17 protein-coding genes and 1 pseudogene are annotated in these 14,852 nt (G+C 60.1%); 10 read left to right on the top strand and 8 right to left on the bottom strand.

Annotated features, from left to right (window positions below):
* Positions 1-75: 75 nt before the first annotated feature.
* The 4 genes and pseudogenes from IEX53_RS04690 (at position 76) to IEX53_RS04680 (ending at position 1,418) form a co-directional block, all read left to right on the top strand.
* On the top strand, positions 76-408 hold the full coding sequence (locus tag IEX53_RS04690; protein ID WP_188821964.1) for a hypothetical protein: 333 nt from the start codon (positions 76-78) through the stop codon (positions 406-408).
* Positions 409-462: 54 nt separating this feature from the next.
* Positions 463-720: a hypothetical protein gene (locus IEX53_RS04685; RefSeq protein WP_236016040.1), complete on the top strand. Its 258-nt coding sequence runs from the start codon at positions 463-465 to the stop codon at positions 718-720.
* Between the two features lie 56 nt (positions 721-776).
* Positions 777-1,059: pseudogene (locus IEX53_RS23785) on the top strand (toxin-antitoxin system TumE family protein).
* Complete coding sequence (locus tag IEX53_RS04680) at positions 1,056-1,418, top strand: HVO_A0114 family putative DNA-binding protein (protein WP_188821962.1); 363 nt, start codon at positions 1,056-1,058, stop codon at positions 1,416-1,418. Before IEX53_RS23785 ends, IEX53_RS04680 begins: the two are co-directional and overlap by 4 nt.
* A gap of 409 nt (positions 1,419-1,827) precedes the next feature.
* On the opposite strand, the gene IEX53_RS04675 is transcribed toward IEX53_RS04680, so the two are convergent.
* The 4 genes from IEX53_RS04675 to clpP form a co-directional block, all read right to left on the bottom strand.
* Positions 1,828-2,103, bottom strand: a complete 276-nt coding sequence (locus IEX53_RS04675; protein ID WP_188821960.1) for an HU family DNA-binding protein — start codon at positions 2,101-2,103, stop codon at positions 1,828-1,830.
* Positions 2,104-2,284: 181 nt separating this feature from the next.
* Positions 2,285-4,714: an endopeptidase La gene (gene lon, locus IEX53_RS04670; protein WP_188822432.1), complete on the bottom strand. Its 2,430-nt coding sequence runs from the start codon at positions 4,712-4,714 to the stop codon at positions 2,285-2,287.
* A 439-nt stretch (positions 4,715-5,153) separates the two neighbouring features.
* A complete protein-coding gene (gene clpX, locus IEX53_RS04665; protein ID WP_188821958.1) occupies positions 5,154-6,428 on the bottom strand; it encodes an ATP-dependent Clp protease ATP-binding subunit ClpX in 1,275 nt (424 codons plus the stop codon).
* Positions 6,429-6,771: 343 nt separating this feature from the next.
* Positions 6,772-7,401 (bottom strand): ATP-dependent Clp endopeptidase proteolytic subunit ClpP, encoded by a 630-nt coding sequence (gene clpP, locus IEX53_RS04660; protein WP_188821956.1) that lies wholly within the window; start codon positions 7,399-7,401, stop codon positions 6,772-6,774.
* A gap of 217 nt (positions 7,402-7,618) precedes the next feature.
* Here clpP and IEX53_RS04655 point away from each other — a divergent pair, with 217 nt between their 5' ends.
* The 6 genes from IEX53_RS04655 (at position 7,619) to IEX53_RS04630 (ending at position 12,373) form a co-directional block, all read left to right on the top strand.
* Entirely contained in the window at positions 7,619-9,394 is a 1,776-nt protein-coding gene (locus IEX53_RS04655; protein ID WP_188821954.1) for a chloride channel protein, read from the top strand.
* 74 nt (positions 9,395-9,468) lie between these two features.
* Positions 9,469-9,948: a VirK family protein gene (locus IEX53_RS04650; protein ID WP_188821952.1), complete on the top strand. Its 480-nt coding sequence runs from the start codon at positions 9,469-9,471 to the stop codon at positions 9,946-9,948.
* A 167-nt stretch (positions 9,949-10,115) separates the two neighbouring features.
* Complete coding sequence (locus IEX53_RS04645) at positions 10,116-10,892, top strand: adenosylcobinamide-GDP ribazoletransferase (RefSeq protein WP_188821950.1); 777 nt, start codon at positions 10,116-10,118, stop codon at positions 10,890-10,892.
* A 92-nt stretch (positions 10,893-10,984) separates the two neighbouring features.
* Positions 10,985-11,212 carry a DUF1289 domain-containing protein gene (locus IEX53_RS04640; protein WP_188822430.1) on the top strand — a complete coding sequence of 76 codons (228 nt, stop codon included), beginning with the start codon at positions 10,985-10,987 and terminating at the stop codon, positions 11,210-11,212.
* On the top strand, positions 11,209-11,913 hold the full coding sequence (locus IEX53_RS04635; RefSeq protein WP_188821948.1) for a TIGR02281 family clan AA aspartic protease: 705 nt from the start codon (positions 11,209-11,211) through the stop codon (positions 11,911-11,913). Before IEX53_RS04640 ends, IEX53_RS04635 begins: the two co-directional genes overlap by 4 nt.
* A gap of 94 nt (positions 11,914-12,007) precedes the next feature.
* Entirely contained in the window at positions 12,008-12,373 is a 366-nt protein-coding gene (locus tag IEX53_RS04630; protein WP_188821946.1) for a hypothetical protein, read from the top strand.
* Here the strand turns inward: IEX53_RS04630 and dusA are convergent.
* The 4 genes from dusA to phnN all read right to left on the bottom strand — a co-directional run bounded on the left by dusA (position 12,351) and on the right by phnN (position 14,836).
* The gene (gene dusA / locus IEX53_RS04625; protein WP_188821944.1) at positions 12,351-13,373 is read right to left on the bottom strand and encodes a tRNA dihydrouridine(20/20a) synthase DusA; all 1,023 of its coding nucleotides are present in this window, start codon (positions 13,371-13,373) and stop codon (positions 12,351-12,353) included. The two genes, IEX53_RS04630 and dusA, sit on opposite strands and share 23 nt — an antisense overlap.
* 62 nt (positions 13,374-13,435) lie before the next feature.
* Positions 13,436-13,876: a PIN domain-containing protein gene (locus IEX53_RS04620; RefSeq protein ID WP_188822428.1), complete on the bottom strand. Its 441-nt coding sequence runs from the start codon at positions 13,874-13,876 to the stop codon at positions 13,436-13,438.
* 2 nt (positions 13,877-13,878) lie between these two features.
* The gene (locus IEX53_RS04615; protein ID WP_188821942.1) at positions 13,879-14,130 is read right to left on the bottom strand and encodes a type II toxin-antitoxin system Phd/YefM family antitoxin; all 252 of its coding nucleotides are present in this window, start codon (positions 14,128-14,130) and stop codon (positions 13,879-13,881) included.
* 79 nt (positions 14,131-14,209) lie between these two features.
* A complete protein-coding gene (gene phnN / locus IEX53_RS04610) occupies positions 14,210-14,836 on the bottom strand; it encodes a phosphonate metabolism protein/1,5-bisphosphokinase (PRPP-forming) PhnN (RefSeq protein WP_188821940.1) in 627 nt (208 codons plus the stop codon).
* Positions 14,837-14,852: the final 16 nt, after the last annotated feature.

Genomic DNA, 14,852 nt, shown 5'->3' with positions numbered 1-14,852 from the left:
CGCATGCGGGGCGGGCCAGTACAATTGTGAGCTGTCAATGCGTTAGACGTCAATCCTTCTACGGGAGATGTTTCTATGCATAAGCTTGCTGCGATTGGCCTGCTTTCCGTCGTCCTCGCCGGCTGCCAGACCCAGCCCCCTTCGCCGGCCTCGGCCCCCGCTCCAACCGGAAATTTCGACGCTGCCTTTGCTCAGGCGGTACCGCTATGCGAGAGATTCTTCCTCCCCAATGCGCAGGCACGCAAGCCGGGCGTCAATCTCGACAAGGAACTCGCCCGGACAGACGCGAGGATCAAGGCTATATCCACCGGTTTCAAATCCGCCGAAGGCCGCCGCTTCCTACAGGAAAAAATTCGCACCGAGAAGGATGACGTGGCCAAGGCATGTGCGGAAAAACTGCTTGGTTAGAAACTGGCGCTTGCCATACTGGAAAACGCCACGGAAAGCGCCTAAGCTGCAGCAATGCAGATCAAATCAGCTCACGCAATTTCCCTTTTGATGGCAGCAGGCATTGCCGCCCCCGGCGTGTCTCTTGCCCAGGAAAATCAGACCCTGCCCGGCGTTACGCCGCCGAAGCCGATCGTGACTGCGCCCCCTCCCGAGCCGGACCGCATGACGGATTCGTCAAAGCCCAACACGTTTCGCATCGGCAATACAGATGTGACGATATCGGGCGATATCACGGTGGATGTGGGGACGATGAAGTCGTCGCGGCGGTAATATTCCGCGTCTCCCCTTCATTGACACAACGTCAGGGTGTTGTTACAAATAACAACATGGGGGCGATACTGATTGAACGAACGCGCGAGAAGGTCAATGAAACGACCTTTTATGAAATTGTCATCTGGCGCTTACCACATCCCGTACCCGGCAGCACACATCATTACAAATACAGAATCGCCCTCGTTGTGGATGATAAATGTGTGCTTCGATATGATAATTGAGCGAGGGAAAGGCGACCATCGGCATATTGCGAACCGGGAGGAAGCCTTCGAATTCAAGTCGCTGAAAGCGCTGCTCTCTACCTTTCGCAGTGATATGGAAAGGATACTCGGATGACGACATTGGTTGTGCGTATTGCTACCATGGATGATGTCATAGCTCGCGTTCTTGAGGCGGAACAGCGTGTACTCGCCAGCGACGAAACATTCCAAGCCGTGCCGTCATACAATTTCCGCTCTTACGAGGATATGTACCGCACTCTGTCCCCCTCCCGCCTCGCCATCATCAAGGCGCTGGCCGGACAGGGCCCCCTCTCGATCCGGGAAGTGGCGCGGCGGGTCAATCGCGATGTGCAGGCGGTGCACCGCGACGTGACGATGCTCATCAATTCAGGCGTTATCGACCGGACGGAAAATGGGGTCGAATTCCCCTATACCCGCCTACATTTCGAATATGACGTGGAAGCGGCGGCGTAGAGCCGAAAACAAAAAGCAAATAGCGCTATAGCGGTTCATGTTTTGATGGAATCGCTTGAATTTCTTTTTGGGATCGTTGTGTCGTGGAGAGGGAGAGGAATGGATCCCAGTGACAAGCACTGGGATGACGGGTTGCTTGGCTGTTGGCCCAAATCTCCAACCTCTCCGCTTGGCAGAGCATGTCCTATGGTAGACGAAACATCTCCACCCGTCATCCCAGTGCTTGTCACTGGGATCCATTCCTCGACGGCGGCGTGACCGCAACGATAAGAGAATAAACCACCTGTTTCCATTTAAAGGTGATATGCTCTAACAGATAGTTTTATCCCATCTGCCGCTCGCTATTCCCTATTCGCTTCCTCAAGGGGAAAGCAGCGCTTCGCACTGAAAGCGAGCGCTGCAGGAAGGATCAGCCGTTCACCGCGTCCTTGAGGCCCTTGCCGGCCGAGAACTTCGGCACGTTGCGGGCGGGGATCGCTACTTCCTTGCCGGTCGAGGGGTTGCGGCCCGTCGAGGCGGCGCGGTGCGAAACGGAGAAAACGCCGAAGCCCGGAAGACGCACATCGCCGCCGTCTTTCAGCGCAGCGGTAACCGACTCCAGGACGGCATCGACAGCCGAAGCTGCATCGGTCTTCGTCAGGCCGGCCTTTTCCGCAACCGCGGCAACCAATTCGTTCTTGTTCATAGGGGCATTTCCTTTCTTTTATTTGCCGGGTCTTGCGACTCGACCGGCATGGGCGGGAGTTTATTCGAATCATCCCCCACGCCAAGCCATGCAAGCCCAAAAAGCCCGGAATTCCGGGGTTAAACACAGAAATGCCGGGCTTTTTGCCCGGCATTTCCGTAAATTCACGCTCGAATTTGCCTCAATGCGCGACCGAGGCCACTGCATCGTCGTCCGCGGCCGCGGGAAGCGGCGCTTCGGACACTTCCGTTTCCGACCATTCGATCGGCTCCGGCATGCGCACCAGCGCATGACGCAGCGCTTCCCCCACCCGCGAAATCGGAATGATCTCGAGGCTGTTCTTCACATTGTCAGGAATCTCCGCGAGATCCTTGGCGTTCTCTTCTGGGATCAGAACCTTGGTGATGCCGGCTCGCAGGGCCGCGAGCAGCTTCTCCTTCAGTCCGCCGATCGGCAGCACCCTGCCCCGGAGCGTGATTTCACCGGTCATCGCCACATCCTTGCGCACGGGAATGCCCGTAAGGATGGAGACGATGGCGGTCGCCATCGCCACGCCCGCCGAGGGGCCGTCCTTCGGCGTCGCGCCTTCCGGCACGTGGACGTGGATGTCGCGCTTGTCGAACAGCGGCGGCTCGATGCCGAAATCGATAGCCCGCGAGCGGACATAGGATGCCGCCGCCGAGATCGATTCCTTCATCACGTCGCGAAGGTTGCCAGTCACCGTCATACGGCCCTTGCCGGGCATCATGACGCCTTCGATGGTCAGGATTTCACCACCCACTTCCGTCCACGCAAGTCCGGTGACGACGCCAAGCTGGTCCTCACCCTCGATCTGGCCATAGCGGAAGCGCTCGACGCCCAGATAATCGGCGAGATTTTCTTGCGTGATATTCACCGACTTCTTCTTGGCCTTGAGGATTTCGGTGACCGCCTTGCGCGCCAGCTTCATCAGCTCGCGCTCGAGGCTGCGCACGCCCGCTTCCCGCGTATAAAGGCGGATGATGGAGCGGATCGCCTCGTCGCTGACCGAAAATTCCTTCGGTTGCAGTGCATGGTCGCGGATCGCCTTCGGCAGCAGGTGCCGCTTGCTGATCTCCAGCTTCTCGTCCTCGGTGTAGCCGGCGATGCGGATGATCTCCATGCGGTCCATCAGCGGGCCGGGGATGTTCAGGCTGTTCGCCGTCGTCACGAACATCACGTTCGAGAGGTCGTATTCCACCTCCAGATAGTGGTCCATGAAGGTCGAGTTCTGCTCTGGATCCAGCACCTCCAGCAGAGCCGATGACGGATCGCCGCGGAAATCCTGCCCCATCTTGTCGATCTCGTCGAGAAGGAACAGCGGATTGGACTTCTTCGCCTTCTTCATCGACTGGATGACCTTGCCGGGCATCGAGCCGATATAGGTGCGGCGGTGGCCGCGGATTTCCGCCTCGTCACGCACGCCGCCCAGCGACATGCGGACATATTCGCGACCCGTCGCCTTGGCGATGGAGCGGGCGAGCGAGGTCTTGCCGACGCCCGGAGGTCCGACGAGGCAGATGATCGGGCCCTTGATCTTGGCCGAGCGTGTCTGCACCGCGAGATACTCGACGATGCGTTCCTTGACCTTGTCGAGGCCGAAATGCTCCTCATCGAGCACTTCCTGCGCAAAGTTCAGATCCTGCTTGACCTTCGACTTCTTGCCCCAGGGGATCGAGAGCAGCCAGTCGAGATAATTGCGCACGACGGTGGCCTCCGCCGACATCGGGCTCATGCTGCGCAGCTTCTTGAGCTCCGCCTGCGCCTTCTCGCGCGCTTCCTTGGTGAGCTTGGTCTTGTTGATGCGTTCTTCCAGCTCGGCAGCCTCGTCGCGGCCATCCTCGCCGTCGCCAAGCTCCTTCTGGATCGCCTTCATCTGCTCATTGAGATAATATTCGCGCTGCGTCTTCTCCATCTGCCGCTTGACACGGCTGCGGATGCGCTTTTCCACCTGCAGCACGGAGATTTCGGCTTCCATGAAGGAAAGCGCCTTCTCCAGCCGCTCGCGGATGGAAAGAAGCGCCAGCATCTCCTGCTTCTCGGGGATCTTGATCGCCAGATGCGAGGCGACCGTATCGGCCAGCTTGGAATAATCCTCGATCTGGCTTGCAGCGCCCACGACCTCCGGGGAGATCTTCTTGTTGAGCTTCACATAATTCTCGAAATCGGCGACCACCGAGCGGGAGAGCGCCTCGATCTCGACTTCATCCTCTTCCGGTTCGCCAAGCACCTCGGCATAGGCTTCGTGATAATCCTCACGATCCGTGAAATGGCTTATCTTGGCCCGCGCGGTTCCCTCGACCAGCACCTTGACCGTGCCATCAGGCAGCTTCAGGAGCTGCAACACATTGGCGATGGTGCCGACATCATAGATTGCGTCGGAGGCCGGATCGTCATCGGCGGCGTTCTTCTGCGTCGCAAGCAGGATCTGCTTGTCCACGCCCATCACTTCCTCGAGCGCGCGGATCGATTTTTCCCGTCCCACGAAAAGCGGAACGATCATATGCGGGAAGACCACGATATCGCGCAGCGGCAGAACGGCATAAAGCCCATCGTTGCCACTCGCCGGAGTCTTCTTTTCAATACCCGTCATCATCAGTCCTTTCTGAAGCATGACCCAGAAAAGTCGCAGACTTTTCGCAAGTGGTCATGCGGCCAAAACTTGGAGGCCGTTTGGCCGATTGCCGTGTTTGTGCTCCCTGGAACATTCATTGGCAAGTCACAAACATGCATTAGAATTCCTAGTTGGCGACCTTGGGATTCCAATTCAAGTGCCGAAGGTGGATTAGCACGGATTCGTGTCAAAATGGCTCGCGCCTCCTTCCCCCTTGCGGGGAAGGTGCCTGCGTTAGCGGGCGGATGGGGGTGGTGACGTTTGCGCATCTGCTGGAGACAATGGCGCAAACGTCACCACCCCCACCCGACCCTTCGGGCCACCCTCCCCGCAAGGGGGAGGGAGAGGCACATGCGGTCACGAAAAAGGGCCGCTTGCGCAGCCCTTCCCATTGCCCTCGGTCACACATGATCCCGCCTCAAGCCGAGGCGTTGCCCTTTTCCTCGTGCCGTTCCGAGTAGATGTAAAGCGGACGGGCATTGCCATCCACCACATCGCCGGAGATCACCACTTCCTGCACGCCATCGAGCGTCGGCAGGTCGAACATGGTGTCGAGCAGGATCTTCTCCATGATGGAGCGCAGGCCGCGCGCGCCGGTCTTGCGTTCCACCGCCTTGTTGGCGATAGCGCGCAGGGCGTCCTCATGGAAGGTCAGCTCGATATTCTCCATCTCGAACAGCCGCTGATACTGCTTGACCAGCGCGTTCTTCGGCTCGGACAGGATCTGCACCAGCGCGTCTATGTCGAGGTCTTCCAGCGTCGCGATGACGGGCAGACGTCCGACGAATTCGGGGATGAGGCCGAATTTCAGCAGGTCCTCCGGCTCGAGCTCACGGAAGATCGCGCCAATGCGGCGGTCATCGGGAGCTTTGACGGTCGCGCCGAAGCCAATGGACGTCTTCTCCCCGCGTGCCGAGATGATCCGGTCGAGGCCCGCGAAAGCGCCGCCGCAGATGAAGAGGATGTTGGTCGTGTCCACCTGCAGGAATTCCTGCTGCGGATGCTTTCGCCCGCCCTGCGGCGGAACCGAAGCGACCGTACCTTCCATGATCTTCAGCAGCGCCTGCTGGACGCCCTCGCCCGACACGTCGCGCGTGATCGAGGGATTGTCCGACTTGCGGCTGATCTTGTCGACCTCGTCGATATAGACGATGCCGCGCTGTGCCCGTTCGACATTGTAGTCGGCGGACTGGAGCAGCTTGAGGATGATGTTCTCCACATCCTCGCCCACATAGCCCGCTTCCGTCAGCGTCGTCGCATCGGCCATGGTGAACGGCACGTCGATGATGCGCGCGAGCGTCTGGGCGAGATAGGTCTTGCCGCAGCCGGTCGGCCCGACGAGAAGGATGTTGGACTTCGCCAACTCCACCTCGTTGTTCTTCGACTGATGCGCCAGCCGCTTGTAATGGTTGTGCACGGCGACCGACAGAACCCGCTTCGCATGGGTCTGGCCGATGACGTAATCGTCGAGAACGGCCATGATCTCCTGCGGCGTGGGCACGCCCTCGCGGGACTTCACCATCGAGGATTTGTTTTCCTCGCGGATGATGTCCATGCAAAGCTCGACGCACTCATCGCAGATGAAGACGGTCGGACCGGCAATCAGCTTGCGGACTTCATGCTGGCTCTTTCCGCAAAACGAGCAATAGAGCGTATTCTTCGAATCGCCACCATTGTTGCTGACTTTGCTCATCGCAGTTTCCTTTCAAAATCGGCCGCACCGTTATAAACGATGCCGCCGTAAACCCGTTGCCCCTATTGGTGTCCCGACCGAAAAACACCGATCATCCGGGCAACCCTCTTAAAATCAACCTGCCGCGGAACCTTTGCCACCAAACGAACATGAACCCGAATGCGACAGCGTTTCCAGCATTTCTCCAAGCTAGGCCGATGAAACCCAATATTCGCTTAACGTAACGACTGTCGCGCCATGCACAAGCCCGAAGGACAGCAATTTTGTGACATTAAAGCCGCACCTCCGGCACAGAACAAGGCACCGGAGGGTTGTCGGCTTCGGTCAGTGGGCTCGAAAGGGCTTATTTCGCCACGCCTTCGATGACTTCCCGCGATTCGATGACCTTGTCGATGAGGCCGAAATCCCGCGCTTCCTCGGCCGTCATGAAATGGTCGCGGTCCAGCGTACGCTCAATCGTGTCATAATCACGACCGGTGTGCTTCACATAAATCTCATTGAGCCGGCGCTTCAGCTTGATGATGTCCTGCGCATGGCGCTCGATGTCGGACGCCTGGCCCTGGAAACCACCCGAGGGCTGGTGCAGCATGATGCGCGCGTTGGGCAATGCATAGCGCATCCCCGTCGCACCGGCCGTCAGCAGCAGCGAGCCCATGGAAGCCGCCTGCCCCATGCAGAGCGTGGAGACGGGCGGGCGGATGAACTGCATCGTGTCGTAGATCGACATGCCCGATGTCACCACGCCGCCGGGCGAGTTGATGTAGAGGTTGATCTCTTTCTTCGGGTTCTCCGCCTCGAGGAACAGAAGCTGCGCGCAGACCAGCGACGCCATGCCGTCCTCGATCGGCCCGGTGATGAAGATGATGCGTTCCTTGAGCAACCTCGAAAAGATGTCATAGGCCCGCTCGCCGCGATTGGTCTGCTCGACGACCATCGGCACAAGGTTCATGGCTGTTTCGATCGGGTCTCTCATAAGGGCCTCTAAATGTCTGGAGATTGCCTGTGGATATCGCAGTCCGGAACTGGCTGCAAATCGGATTCGTGATCGTCACATACATAAGGTGACGCAGGCCGGTTCCGCAAGATGCAGAAACCATCCTTGTCCGCCTGTTGTCGTTAAGATGTCTGGCATTAGATTGGATGTGAACTGAAACTGGAATCTGCAAGACGGACCGTCCGTGCGCCTCGAAATGCAAAAATTCGACGTAGGCAGGCTGCGCCTGCGAACCCTTGCTGTCTTGCGCATCCTCAATGCGCGCGGCGTCGCCATCGTGCTGCTCGCCTGCATCGTCGGCGTCTTCGCCGGGGCGGGAGTGATGCTGATCGGCTGGATCGTGAGCCAGTTGCACAGCCTCCTTTACGCCATCCCGCACGGCGAGCGCCTGTCGGGCACCGCCGAGCTCGCCAGCCGGCACATGGCGTTCGTGCCTGTCATCGGCGGCATCCTGATGGGGCTCACCATCTACTTCGTCCGCCGCGGCAAGCTGCGCCATCCCATCGACCCCATCGAGGCCAACGCGCTTTATGGCGGGCGCATGTCGATGACCGACACGCTGGTCGTTGCCGTGCAGACGATCCTTTCCAGCGGCTTCGGCGCATCCGTTGGGCTGGAAGCGGCCTATACGCAGGTCGGCTCGGGCATCGCCTCCAAGGTTGCCGCCTTCCTCAATCTGCGCCGGGGGGACGTCCGGCTGCTCGTCGGCTGCGGCGCGGGGGGAGCGATCGCCGCGGCCTTCGGCGCGCCCTTGACCGGCGCATTCTACGGCTTCGAACTGATCGTCGGCATCTATACGGTGGCGAATGTGGCTCCGATGATGGCCGCCGCCGTCTCCGCCACGCTGGTGGCCGGATATCTCGGCGCGCCGCCCTTCCCCATCGAGCTGGGCGATTTGCCGCCCATGGAAGCGCGGCAATATGTGCCCTTCCTCATTCTCGGCCTCACCGCCGGCGGGCTCTCCATCGCCATCATGCATCTGGTATCCGTTGTCGAGCGCCTGTTCACCAAGCTTGCGATCAGCAACACCCTGCGCCCCGCCATCGGCGGCTGCCTCCTGGGGCTGCTTGCGCTCCTGACCCCGCAGGTGCTTTCCAGCGGCCATGGCGCATTGCACCGGGAATTGACGATAGATTATGCGCTGCCGGTCATCTTCGCGCTTTTCCTCCTAAAGGTCCTCGCATCTGCCATCTCCCTCGGATCGGGTTTTCGCGGCGGCCTGTTCTTCGCCTCCCTGTTCCTGGGCGCGCTGGCGGGCAAGATTTTCGCCGGGATCATGGCCGTCGTCTTCCCGGCAATGAGCATCGATCCGACCGTCGCGGCGGTCGTCGGCATGACTTCGCTGGCGGTCGGCGTCGTGGGCGGGCCGCTGACCATGGCCTTCCTCGCGCTGGAATCCACCGGCAATCTCGAGCTTACCGGCGTCGTGCTGGCGGCGGCCATCATGTCGGCCATGCTGGTGCGCGAGACCTTCGGCTACTCCTTCTCCACCTGGCGCTTCCATCTTCGCGGCGAGACCATACGCAGCGCGCAGGATATCGGCTGGATGCGCAGCCTGACCGTCGGGCGCATGATGCGCAAGGATATCCGCACGGTGTCGAGCGACCTCACGGTTGCGCAGTTCCGCAAGGAAATACCGCTCGGCTCCGTCCAGCGCGTCATCGCCACGGAGCCGGGCAAGGTCTATGCCGGCATCCTGATCGTGGCCGAGGTCCACGCCCTGCCCCCTTCCCCCGAAGCGCAGGAAAAGCCCGTCTCCGAGATGCTGCGCTACGGTGACATCATGCTGAAGCCGACGATGAACGTGAAGGAAGCCGCCGAGCTCTTTTCCCGGTCCGGAAGCGAAGAGCTTGCCGTCGTAGACGATTTCACCCACCGCAAGGTGCAGGGCCTGCTCACGGAGGGCTATCTTCTGCGCCGCTATGCCGAGGAACTGGACAAGGCCAGAAGGGATATGTCGGGAGAACGCTGAAAATACCCGGTCTGGATAATGGAAAGCGCTCTTCTATATGAGTCCAGATAGAAAATCGCAGCGAGGTAATCATCATGCGGTATTTCAGCAAGGCGCTCACGGCCCTGGTCGTTCTAGGCAGCGTGACGCAGGCGCAAGCCGTCCTGCCTGCTCCAACAGGCGAATATGAGCAATTGCAGCATCGGCTGCTCACAGGCCTGCCAACGGCAGCAATCGTCGACCTCGGCAAATGCCAGATGAAGGGCGGCAAAAAGCCCGAGGCAATCGGGCCGATTGGCGGTCTCCTCATCCGGGATTTCATGATCATGCGCGGCCCCCAACCCAATATCGGGTTTTCCGACGATCATCTGACCGTTATGCCCGACGGGACGCCGGTTCTCGAGGTCATCCAGTACCGTGTCATGCCCGATGATACGGCGACCATCACGGCCAACCGGTTTTCACCGGGCGATTACAAGAAAATCTCCAAGCCGATGGTCTTCAACTGCCATGTGGGCACCGCGCTTCGCTTCGGGCCGAAGCAGCACGGGATTATCCCCGCCGAGAACGGCTGAGAATCAGCTATCATGGGAAGCATCCGGCCTTCGGGCCGGGTGCTCTATAGCATGATCCCGAAAAGTTGCAGACTTTTCGGGATCATGCGTAAAAACAAAGAGTTAGGGCGTGATGCCCGCACGGGTTTAATCGCATCACGCTCTAGTCGTTTCCAAGGGATCACGACATGGATGGCCTTCTGGCGGAAATCATGCGCTCGCTCGGTTTCCTGACCCGCCTGCCCATACCCCCCGCCTGGTTTGAAGGCCATAATGGATCGCTGGCGGAAAATGCCCGCGTGTTCCCACTCGCGGGCGCCCTGATCGCCCTGCCCGCCGCCTTCGTTCTTGTTGTCGCGAGCCAACTCCATCTCCCCCCCACAGTTGCCGCTCTCCTCGCCATCGGTATCCTCACCTCCATCACCGGCGCGCTGCATGAGGATGGCCTTGCCGATGTCGCGGACGGTTTTTTCGGCGGAGCGACAGAGAAACGGCGCCTCGAGATCATGAAGGATTCCCGCATCGGCACCTTCGGCGGCCTTGCGCTCATCCTCTCGGTCGGCTTGCGCACGCTGCTCCTTGCCGCGCTCGCCGAGCGGGCCGGTCCCGGATATGCCGCCCTCGCCCTGATCGGCACCGAAGCGGCAAGCCGCGCGGTCATGGTCGGCATGTGGCATAAGCTGCCTTCGGTGCGCCCCGGCGGCGTCGCCGATGCCGCGGGCGCACCCGACGAAACGGCAGCCTATTCCGCCCTTCTCACCGGCTTCCTCGCCCTTGCGGTGACCTTTGTGCCGACTGGCGGCATCGGCGGGCTGCTAACCGCGATCCTGCTTTGCGGCGCGGCGAGCTTCGCTTTCGTCAATCTCTGCCGCGACAAGATCGGCGGCCAGACCGGCGACACGCTGGGCGCGGCGCAACAGATCGCGGCGGTCGCGCTGTTGATAGGGCTTGTCATGATGGCCTGACGCCATCACATTGATATTTCGGGAAATTGATGAAATCTTCGCGATTTCGTGCGAAGAACAACCGAAGTATTTATTGGACCGCGATGGATTCTATCGAATCGCCCTGCATTCTCGTCTGCTCGATAGACGCCCGCACCGGCTATTGCTTCGGTTGCGGCCGCACGATCGATGAAATCAGCACATGGTCGGCAATGACGGCGCAACAGCGCCGCGAAATCATGGGCACACTTGCCGCCCGGCTCGAAACCGTGGAGCGCAAGCCCCGGCGCGAGACGCGGCGCTCCCGGATGGCGCGATTGAAGCAGGGGCACGAGGCATGAACCGGCTTTTCTGGATCATAGTCGCCGTCATAGGCGCGGTCGTGCTGCTGCTGATGGCGAACAATGATAGCGGCACGACGCTCGGCCTCGCCAATGACGCGTTCGCTCAGGCCGCCTATCTCGGCATATGGGGCATCGTCCTCGCCGCCGCCCTGCTCGGCTCCCGCATCCCCTTGAGCGATTTCGCCCGCTCCATCGCCATCTGGGTGGTTATCCTCCTCGCGCTCGTCGCCGGCTATCAATATCGCTACGAATTGCAGGACGTCGCCAACCGCATCACCGCCGGTCTCGTCCCAGGCAGTCCCATCTCCAGCAAGGACAGCGGCGGCAATTTGACGGTCACGCTGGCAAAATCCCTCAACGGCCATTTCGAGGTCAACGGCCGGGTGAATGGCGCGCGTGTCTCCTTCCTCGTCGATACCGGCGCATCGATGGTGGTGCTGTCCAAGGACGACGCGAGGCGCGCGGGCATCGACACCGCCGACCTCTCCTATTCCGTACCGATCATGACCGCCAATGGCGGCACCCGCGCCGCGATGGCCACCGTAGACACGCTTGAGATAGGCGACATCACCCGCCGCAACGTCCGCGTTCTGGTGACCCAGGACGCAGGGCCCATCGGCAGCCTGCTCGGCATGAATTTCCTCGATACTCTCCGCAGCTTTTCGGTGGAGGGAGACCAGCTGATTTTGACGGATTGAGGCTGGCCTCCTGCCACCTGGAAGTATATTTTCCCTGCAGGCCTTGCAGCCATGAGTCGAAGGCCCGTATCGATTATTTATGGTGGGGGATTTTATGAAGCTGAAGCCGGTACTTTTTATCGTACCTTTTCTGGCCGCAGCCTGCGCCACGAGGAACATGCCGGACGAATTCCGGACGGACATTTTCTACGGTGAAGCGCTGTATTTTCAGTCGCGGTGCCCACAGTACAAATCCGTGAACATGGAGAGCGCGGCTCTAACATACTGTCTTATCAGCAAAACACTGAAGATCAATTGCGATGCAAAGACGCTTTATGAGCGCTTCTTCCTGGAGTCCAACAAAGTCAAAAATCTCAGTACGATAAAGTACGGAATGATGCCAGACCATAAGGTTTGCGAAATTGCTGAAAGCAAGTACGGAAAAAATGGCACTGTCTTCAAGAGACTATTGCAGCCCTGAGTGAGGTTTTAGCTGCCTCCACAGCCCCCACCCCGATCTCCCCAAACGCCTTGCGGATAACCCCGCTGTCGGCGTCAGGACGCGTGGCTTCGCTGGACAATATCTGTCGCCAGCGCCTTGCGCCGGGCATGCCCTGGAACAGCCCGACCATATGCCGCGTCACATGCGAGAGCCTGCCGCCGCCAGCAATATGCCGGTCGGCATAATCGCACATGATTTCGATGAGGTCAGCCATCTCCACGGGCGCGCGTTCATCGCCATAAATCCGCCGGTCCACATCAACAAGCAGGCCGGGATTGTGATAGGCGGCGCGCCCCAGCATCACGCCATCGACATGGGCGAGATGGTCGACCGCTTCGTCAAGCGTGACGATGCCGCCATTGATGCCGACGAACCGGTCCCGATACTCACCCTTCAGCCGGTAGACGCGGTCATAATCGAGCGGCGGAATATCCCGGTTTTCCTTGGGCGATAGTCCCTGCAGCCACGCCTTGCGCGCATGGACCCAGAGCGCATCGGCTCCGGCCTCCGACACCTGCCGCGCCAGCGCATCGAGCGCCACTTCGGGGTCCTGATCGTCCACCCCGATCCGGCATTTGACGGTAACGGGAATAGCGACCGCCTGCTTCATCGCCTCGACACAGGCCGCCACCAGCTCCGGCGTTTTCATCAGGCAGGCCCCGAACGTGCCGGACTGGACACGATCCGAAGGGCAACCAACATTCAGATTGATCTCGTCATACCCGAAATCCGTCCCGATCCGCGCCGCCTCGGCCAGCTTCCCGGGATCCGCCCCACCCAATTGCAGCGCGACCGGATGCTCCTCCTCGGAGAACCCAAGCAGCCGCTCGCGATTGCCATGAATCGCCGCATCCGCCACCACCATCTCGGTATAAAGCAGCGCCTGCCGCGTCATCTGCCGGTGAAAAAAGCGGCAATGGTGGTCAGTCCAGTCCATCATCGGTGCGATGGAGAGTTTGTGGCGCGGGTATGTGGTCATCCGCCTGAGCTAAAGCGGAACCATGGGAAATTCAAGAGCACGCCAGGCGCAATGCCACGCTGCTATTGCACAATCGGCAACTGCTTGAAGGGATTGGCGAATGGCACATCGAGCGGCTTGAAGTGCCGCTCATTGGCCGTCAGGACGATAAATCCGTGCGCCGCAGCGGTCGCCGCTATCGCAATATCCTCGAACCCTGGATCATGAGCGCGCGCCTTGTCGAGGATCAGTCCGGCATAACGCGCCTCATCAATTCCAAACGGCAGGATACGGCTGGCATAAAAATGCTCCACCGCCGCCAGCCAATGGCGCAGTCTCTCCGCCTTGGTTGCAGCTTTTATTCGAACAGCCCGGACAATGCCGGCTTCTATTTCGGCTATGGTCACAGTCGAAAGATAAAGCCGATCACTATATTGCCGCATCCATGCAGCGAACATCTCGCCGCCGGTCTGGCGTTTGAGCGGCGCTTCCGCCGAGACGACATTGGTGTCGAGAAGGAACAAGATCAAAGCCCGTCTTCGCGCAGCGCACGAGAGGGTTTATGCGACCGTTCTTGTATATCTCCGGGCTCACCGGGAAAGGCCAGCAGGAGATCGGCAAAGCTCGGCACCTTGGAAAGGCGTTCCCATTCGTCGAAAGAAAGGAGCACGGCCTCCTTTCGTCCATGACGGGTAATCACGGTCGGCTCACCCGCGACCGCCCGATCGACCGCAGCGGAAAGCGTTGCCTTCACATCCTTGAGCTGGATTTCTTTCATGGCGGGCCTCCATATGACTACCGGTAGTCATATAATAATACTGACACCATGATCAAGCTTTACACTACCATTCAATGGTTCAAATCTGCCCGCACACCGTCGCGAAGGCAGCCGCCTTCTCCAATATCGCGATGAACCTCTCCCCCGCCACCTCCACCGGCCCGGAATTATCAAGCATGATCGCCCCGTCGCGGTGAGCCATGGCCTTGGCGCTGCGCCTGAGCCGTTCCTCGATCGCCGCTGCGTCCTCGCGTCCGCGCTGCGCGAGGCGGCGCGCCAGCACGTCGGGTGAGGCGTGGAGATGCACCACCCGGACATTGGCGTAGATGGAGCCGATCTCGTCGAGGACGCTGCGCGAGACATTGGCGACAACCACCGCACCGTTTTCCACATGGTGGTCGACGGATTTCGGCAGCGCATAGCGCAGGCCATGCGCGTTCCAGGAGAGGCTGAACGCACCCTTCTCCAGCGCCGCGTCGAAGGCCGCCTCGGTGAGCGTATCGTGCTCCTCCGCGTCGCCGACCGAATCCCGCGTCACGATCCGCCGCACGAAATGGAATTCCGGGCGCCCCTGCAGGCGCTCCCGCGCATAAGTCAGGATGGTGTCCTTTCCCGAACCGCTTGGGCCCACCACGGCGATAAAGACGCCATTGCGCAGGGGGCGCATCTCGTCCAGGGCACGCTCAATGCAACCAGCCGCGATCATATCACCCGCTCCCCTT

Source organism: Paramesorhizobium endophyticum, assembly GCF_014640615.1.
In the GTDB taxonomy this organism is placed as follows: Bacteria; Pseudomonadota; Alphaproteobacteria; order Rhizobiales; family Rhizobiaceae; genus Paramesorhizobium; species Paramesorhizobium endophyticum.
The sequence above is the reverse complement of the archived record's forward strand: the minus strand, read 5'-3'. Positions and strand labels throughout refer to the sequence as shown.

What these genes read in the sequence shown, in the direction of transcription:
- IEX53_RS04690 (WP_188821964.1), top strand. Translation starts at nt 76, where the DNA reads ATGCATAAGCTTGCTGCGATTGGCCTGCTTTCCGTCGTCCTCGCCGGC.
- IEX53_RS04685 (WP_236016040.1), top strand. Translation starts at nt 463, where the DNA reads ATGCAGATCAAATCAGCTCACGCAATTTCCCTTTTGATGGCAGCAGGC.
- IEX53_RS04680 (WP_188821962.1), top strand. Translation starts at nt 1,056, where the DNA reads ATGACGACATTGGTTGTGCGTATTGCTACCATGGATGATGTCATAGCT.
- IEX53_RS04675 (WP_188821960.1), bottom strand. Translation starts at nt 2,103, where the DNA reads ATGAACAAGAACGAATTGGTTGCCGCGGTTGCGGAAAAGGCCGGCCTG.
- lon (WP_188822432.1), bottom strand. Translation starts at nt 4,714, where the DNA reads ATGACGGGTATTGAAAAGAAGACTCCGGCGAGTGGCAACGATGGGCTT.
- clpX (WP_188821958.1), bottom strand. Translation starts at nt 6,428, where the DNA reads ATGAGCAAAGTCAGCAACAATGGTGGCGATTCGAAGAATACGCTCTAT.
- clpP (WP_188821956.1), bottom strand. Translation starts at nt 7,401, where the DNA reads ATGAGAGACCCGATCGAAACAGCCATGAACCTTGTGCCGATGGTCGTC.
- IEX53_RS04655 (WP_188821954.1), top strand. Translation starts at nt 7,619, where the DNA reads ATGCAAAAATTCGACGTAGGCAGGCTGCGCCTGCGAACCCTTGCTGTC.
- IEX53_RS04650 (WP_188821952.1), top strand. Translation starts at nt 9,469, where the DNA reads ATGCGGTATTTCAGCAAGGCGCTCACGGCCCTGGTCGTTCTAGGCAGC.
- IEX53_RS04645 (WP_188821950.1), top strand. Translation starts at nt 10,116, where the DNA reads ATGGATGGCCTTCTGGCGGAAATCATGCGCTCGCTCGGTTTCCTGACC.
- IEX53_RS04635 (WP_188821948.1), top strand. Translation starts at nt 11,209, where the DNA reads ATGAACCGGCTTTTCTGGATCATAGTCGCCGTCATAGGCGCGGTCGTG.
- IEX53_RS04630 (WP_188821946.1), top strand. Translation starts at nt 12,008, where the DNA reads ATGAAGCTGAAGCCGGTACTTTTTATCGTACCTTTTCTGGCCGCAGCC.
- dusA (WP_188821944.1), bottom strand. Translation starts at nt 13,373, where the DNA reads ATGACCACATACCCGCGCCACAAACTCTCCATCGCACCGATGATGGAC.
- IEX53_RS04615 (WP_188821942.1), bottom strand. Translation starts at nt 14,130, where the DNA reads ATGAAAGAAATCCAGCTCAAGGATGTGAAGGCAACGCTTTCCGCTGCG.
- phnN (WP_188821940.1), bottom strand. Translation starts at nt 14,836, where the DNA reads ATGATCGCGGCTGGTTGCATTGAGCGTGCCCTGGACGAGATGCGCCCC.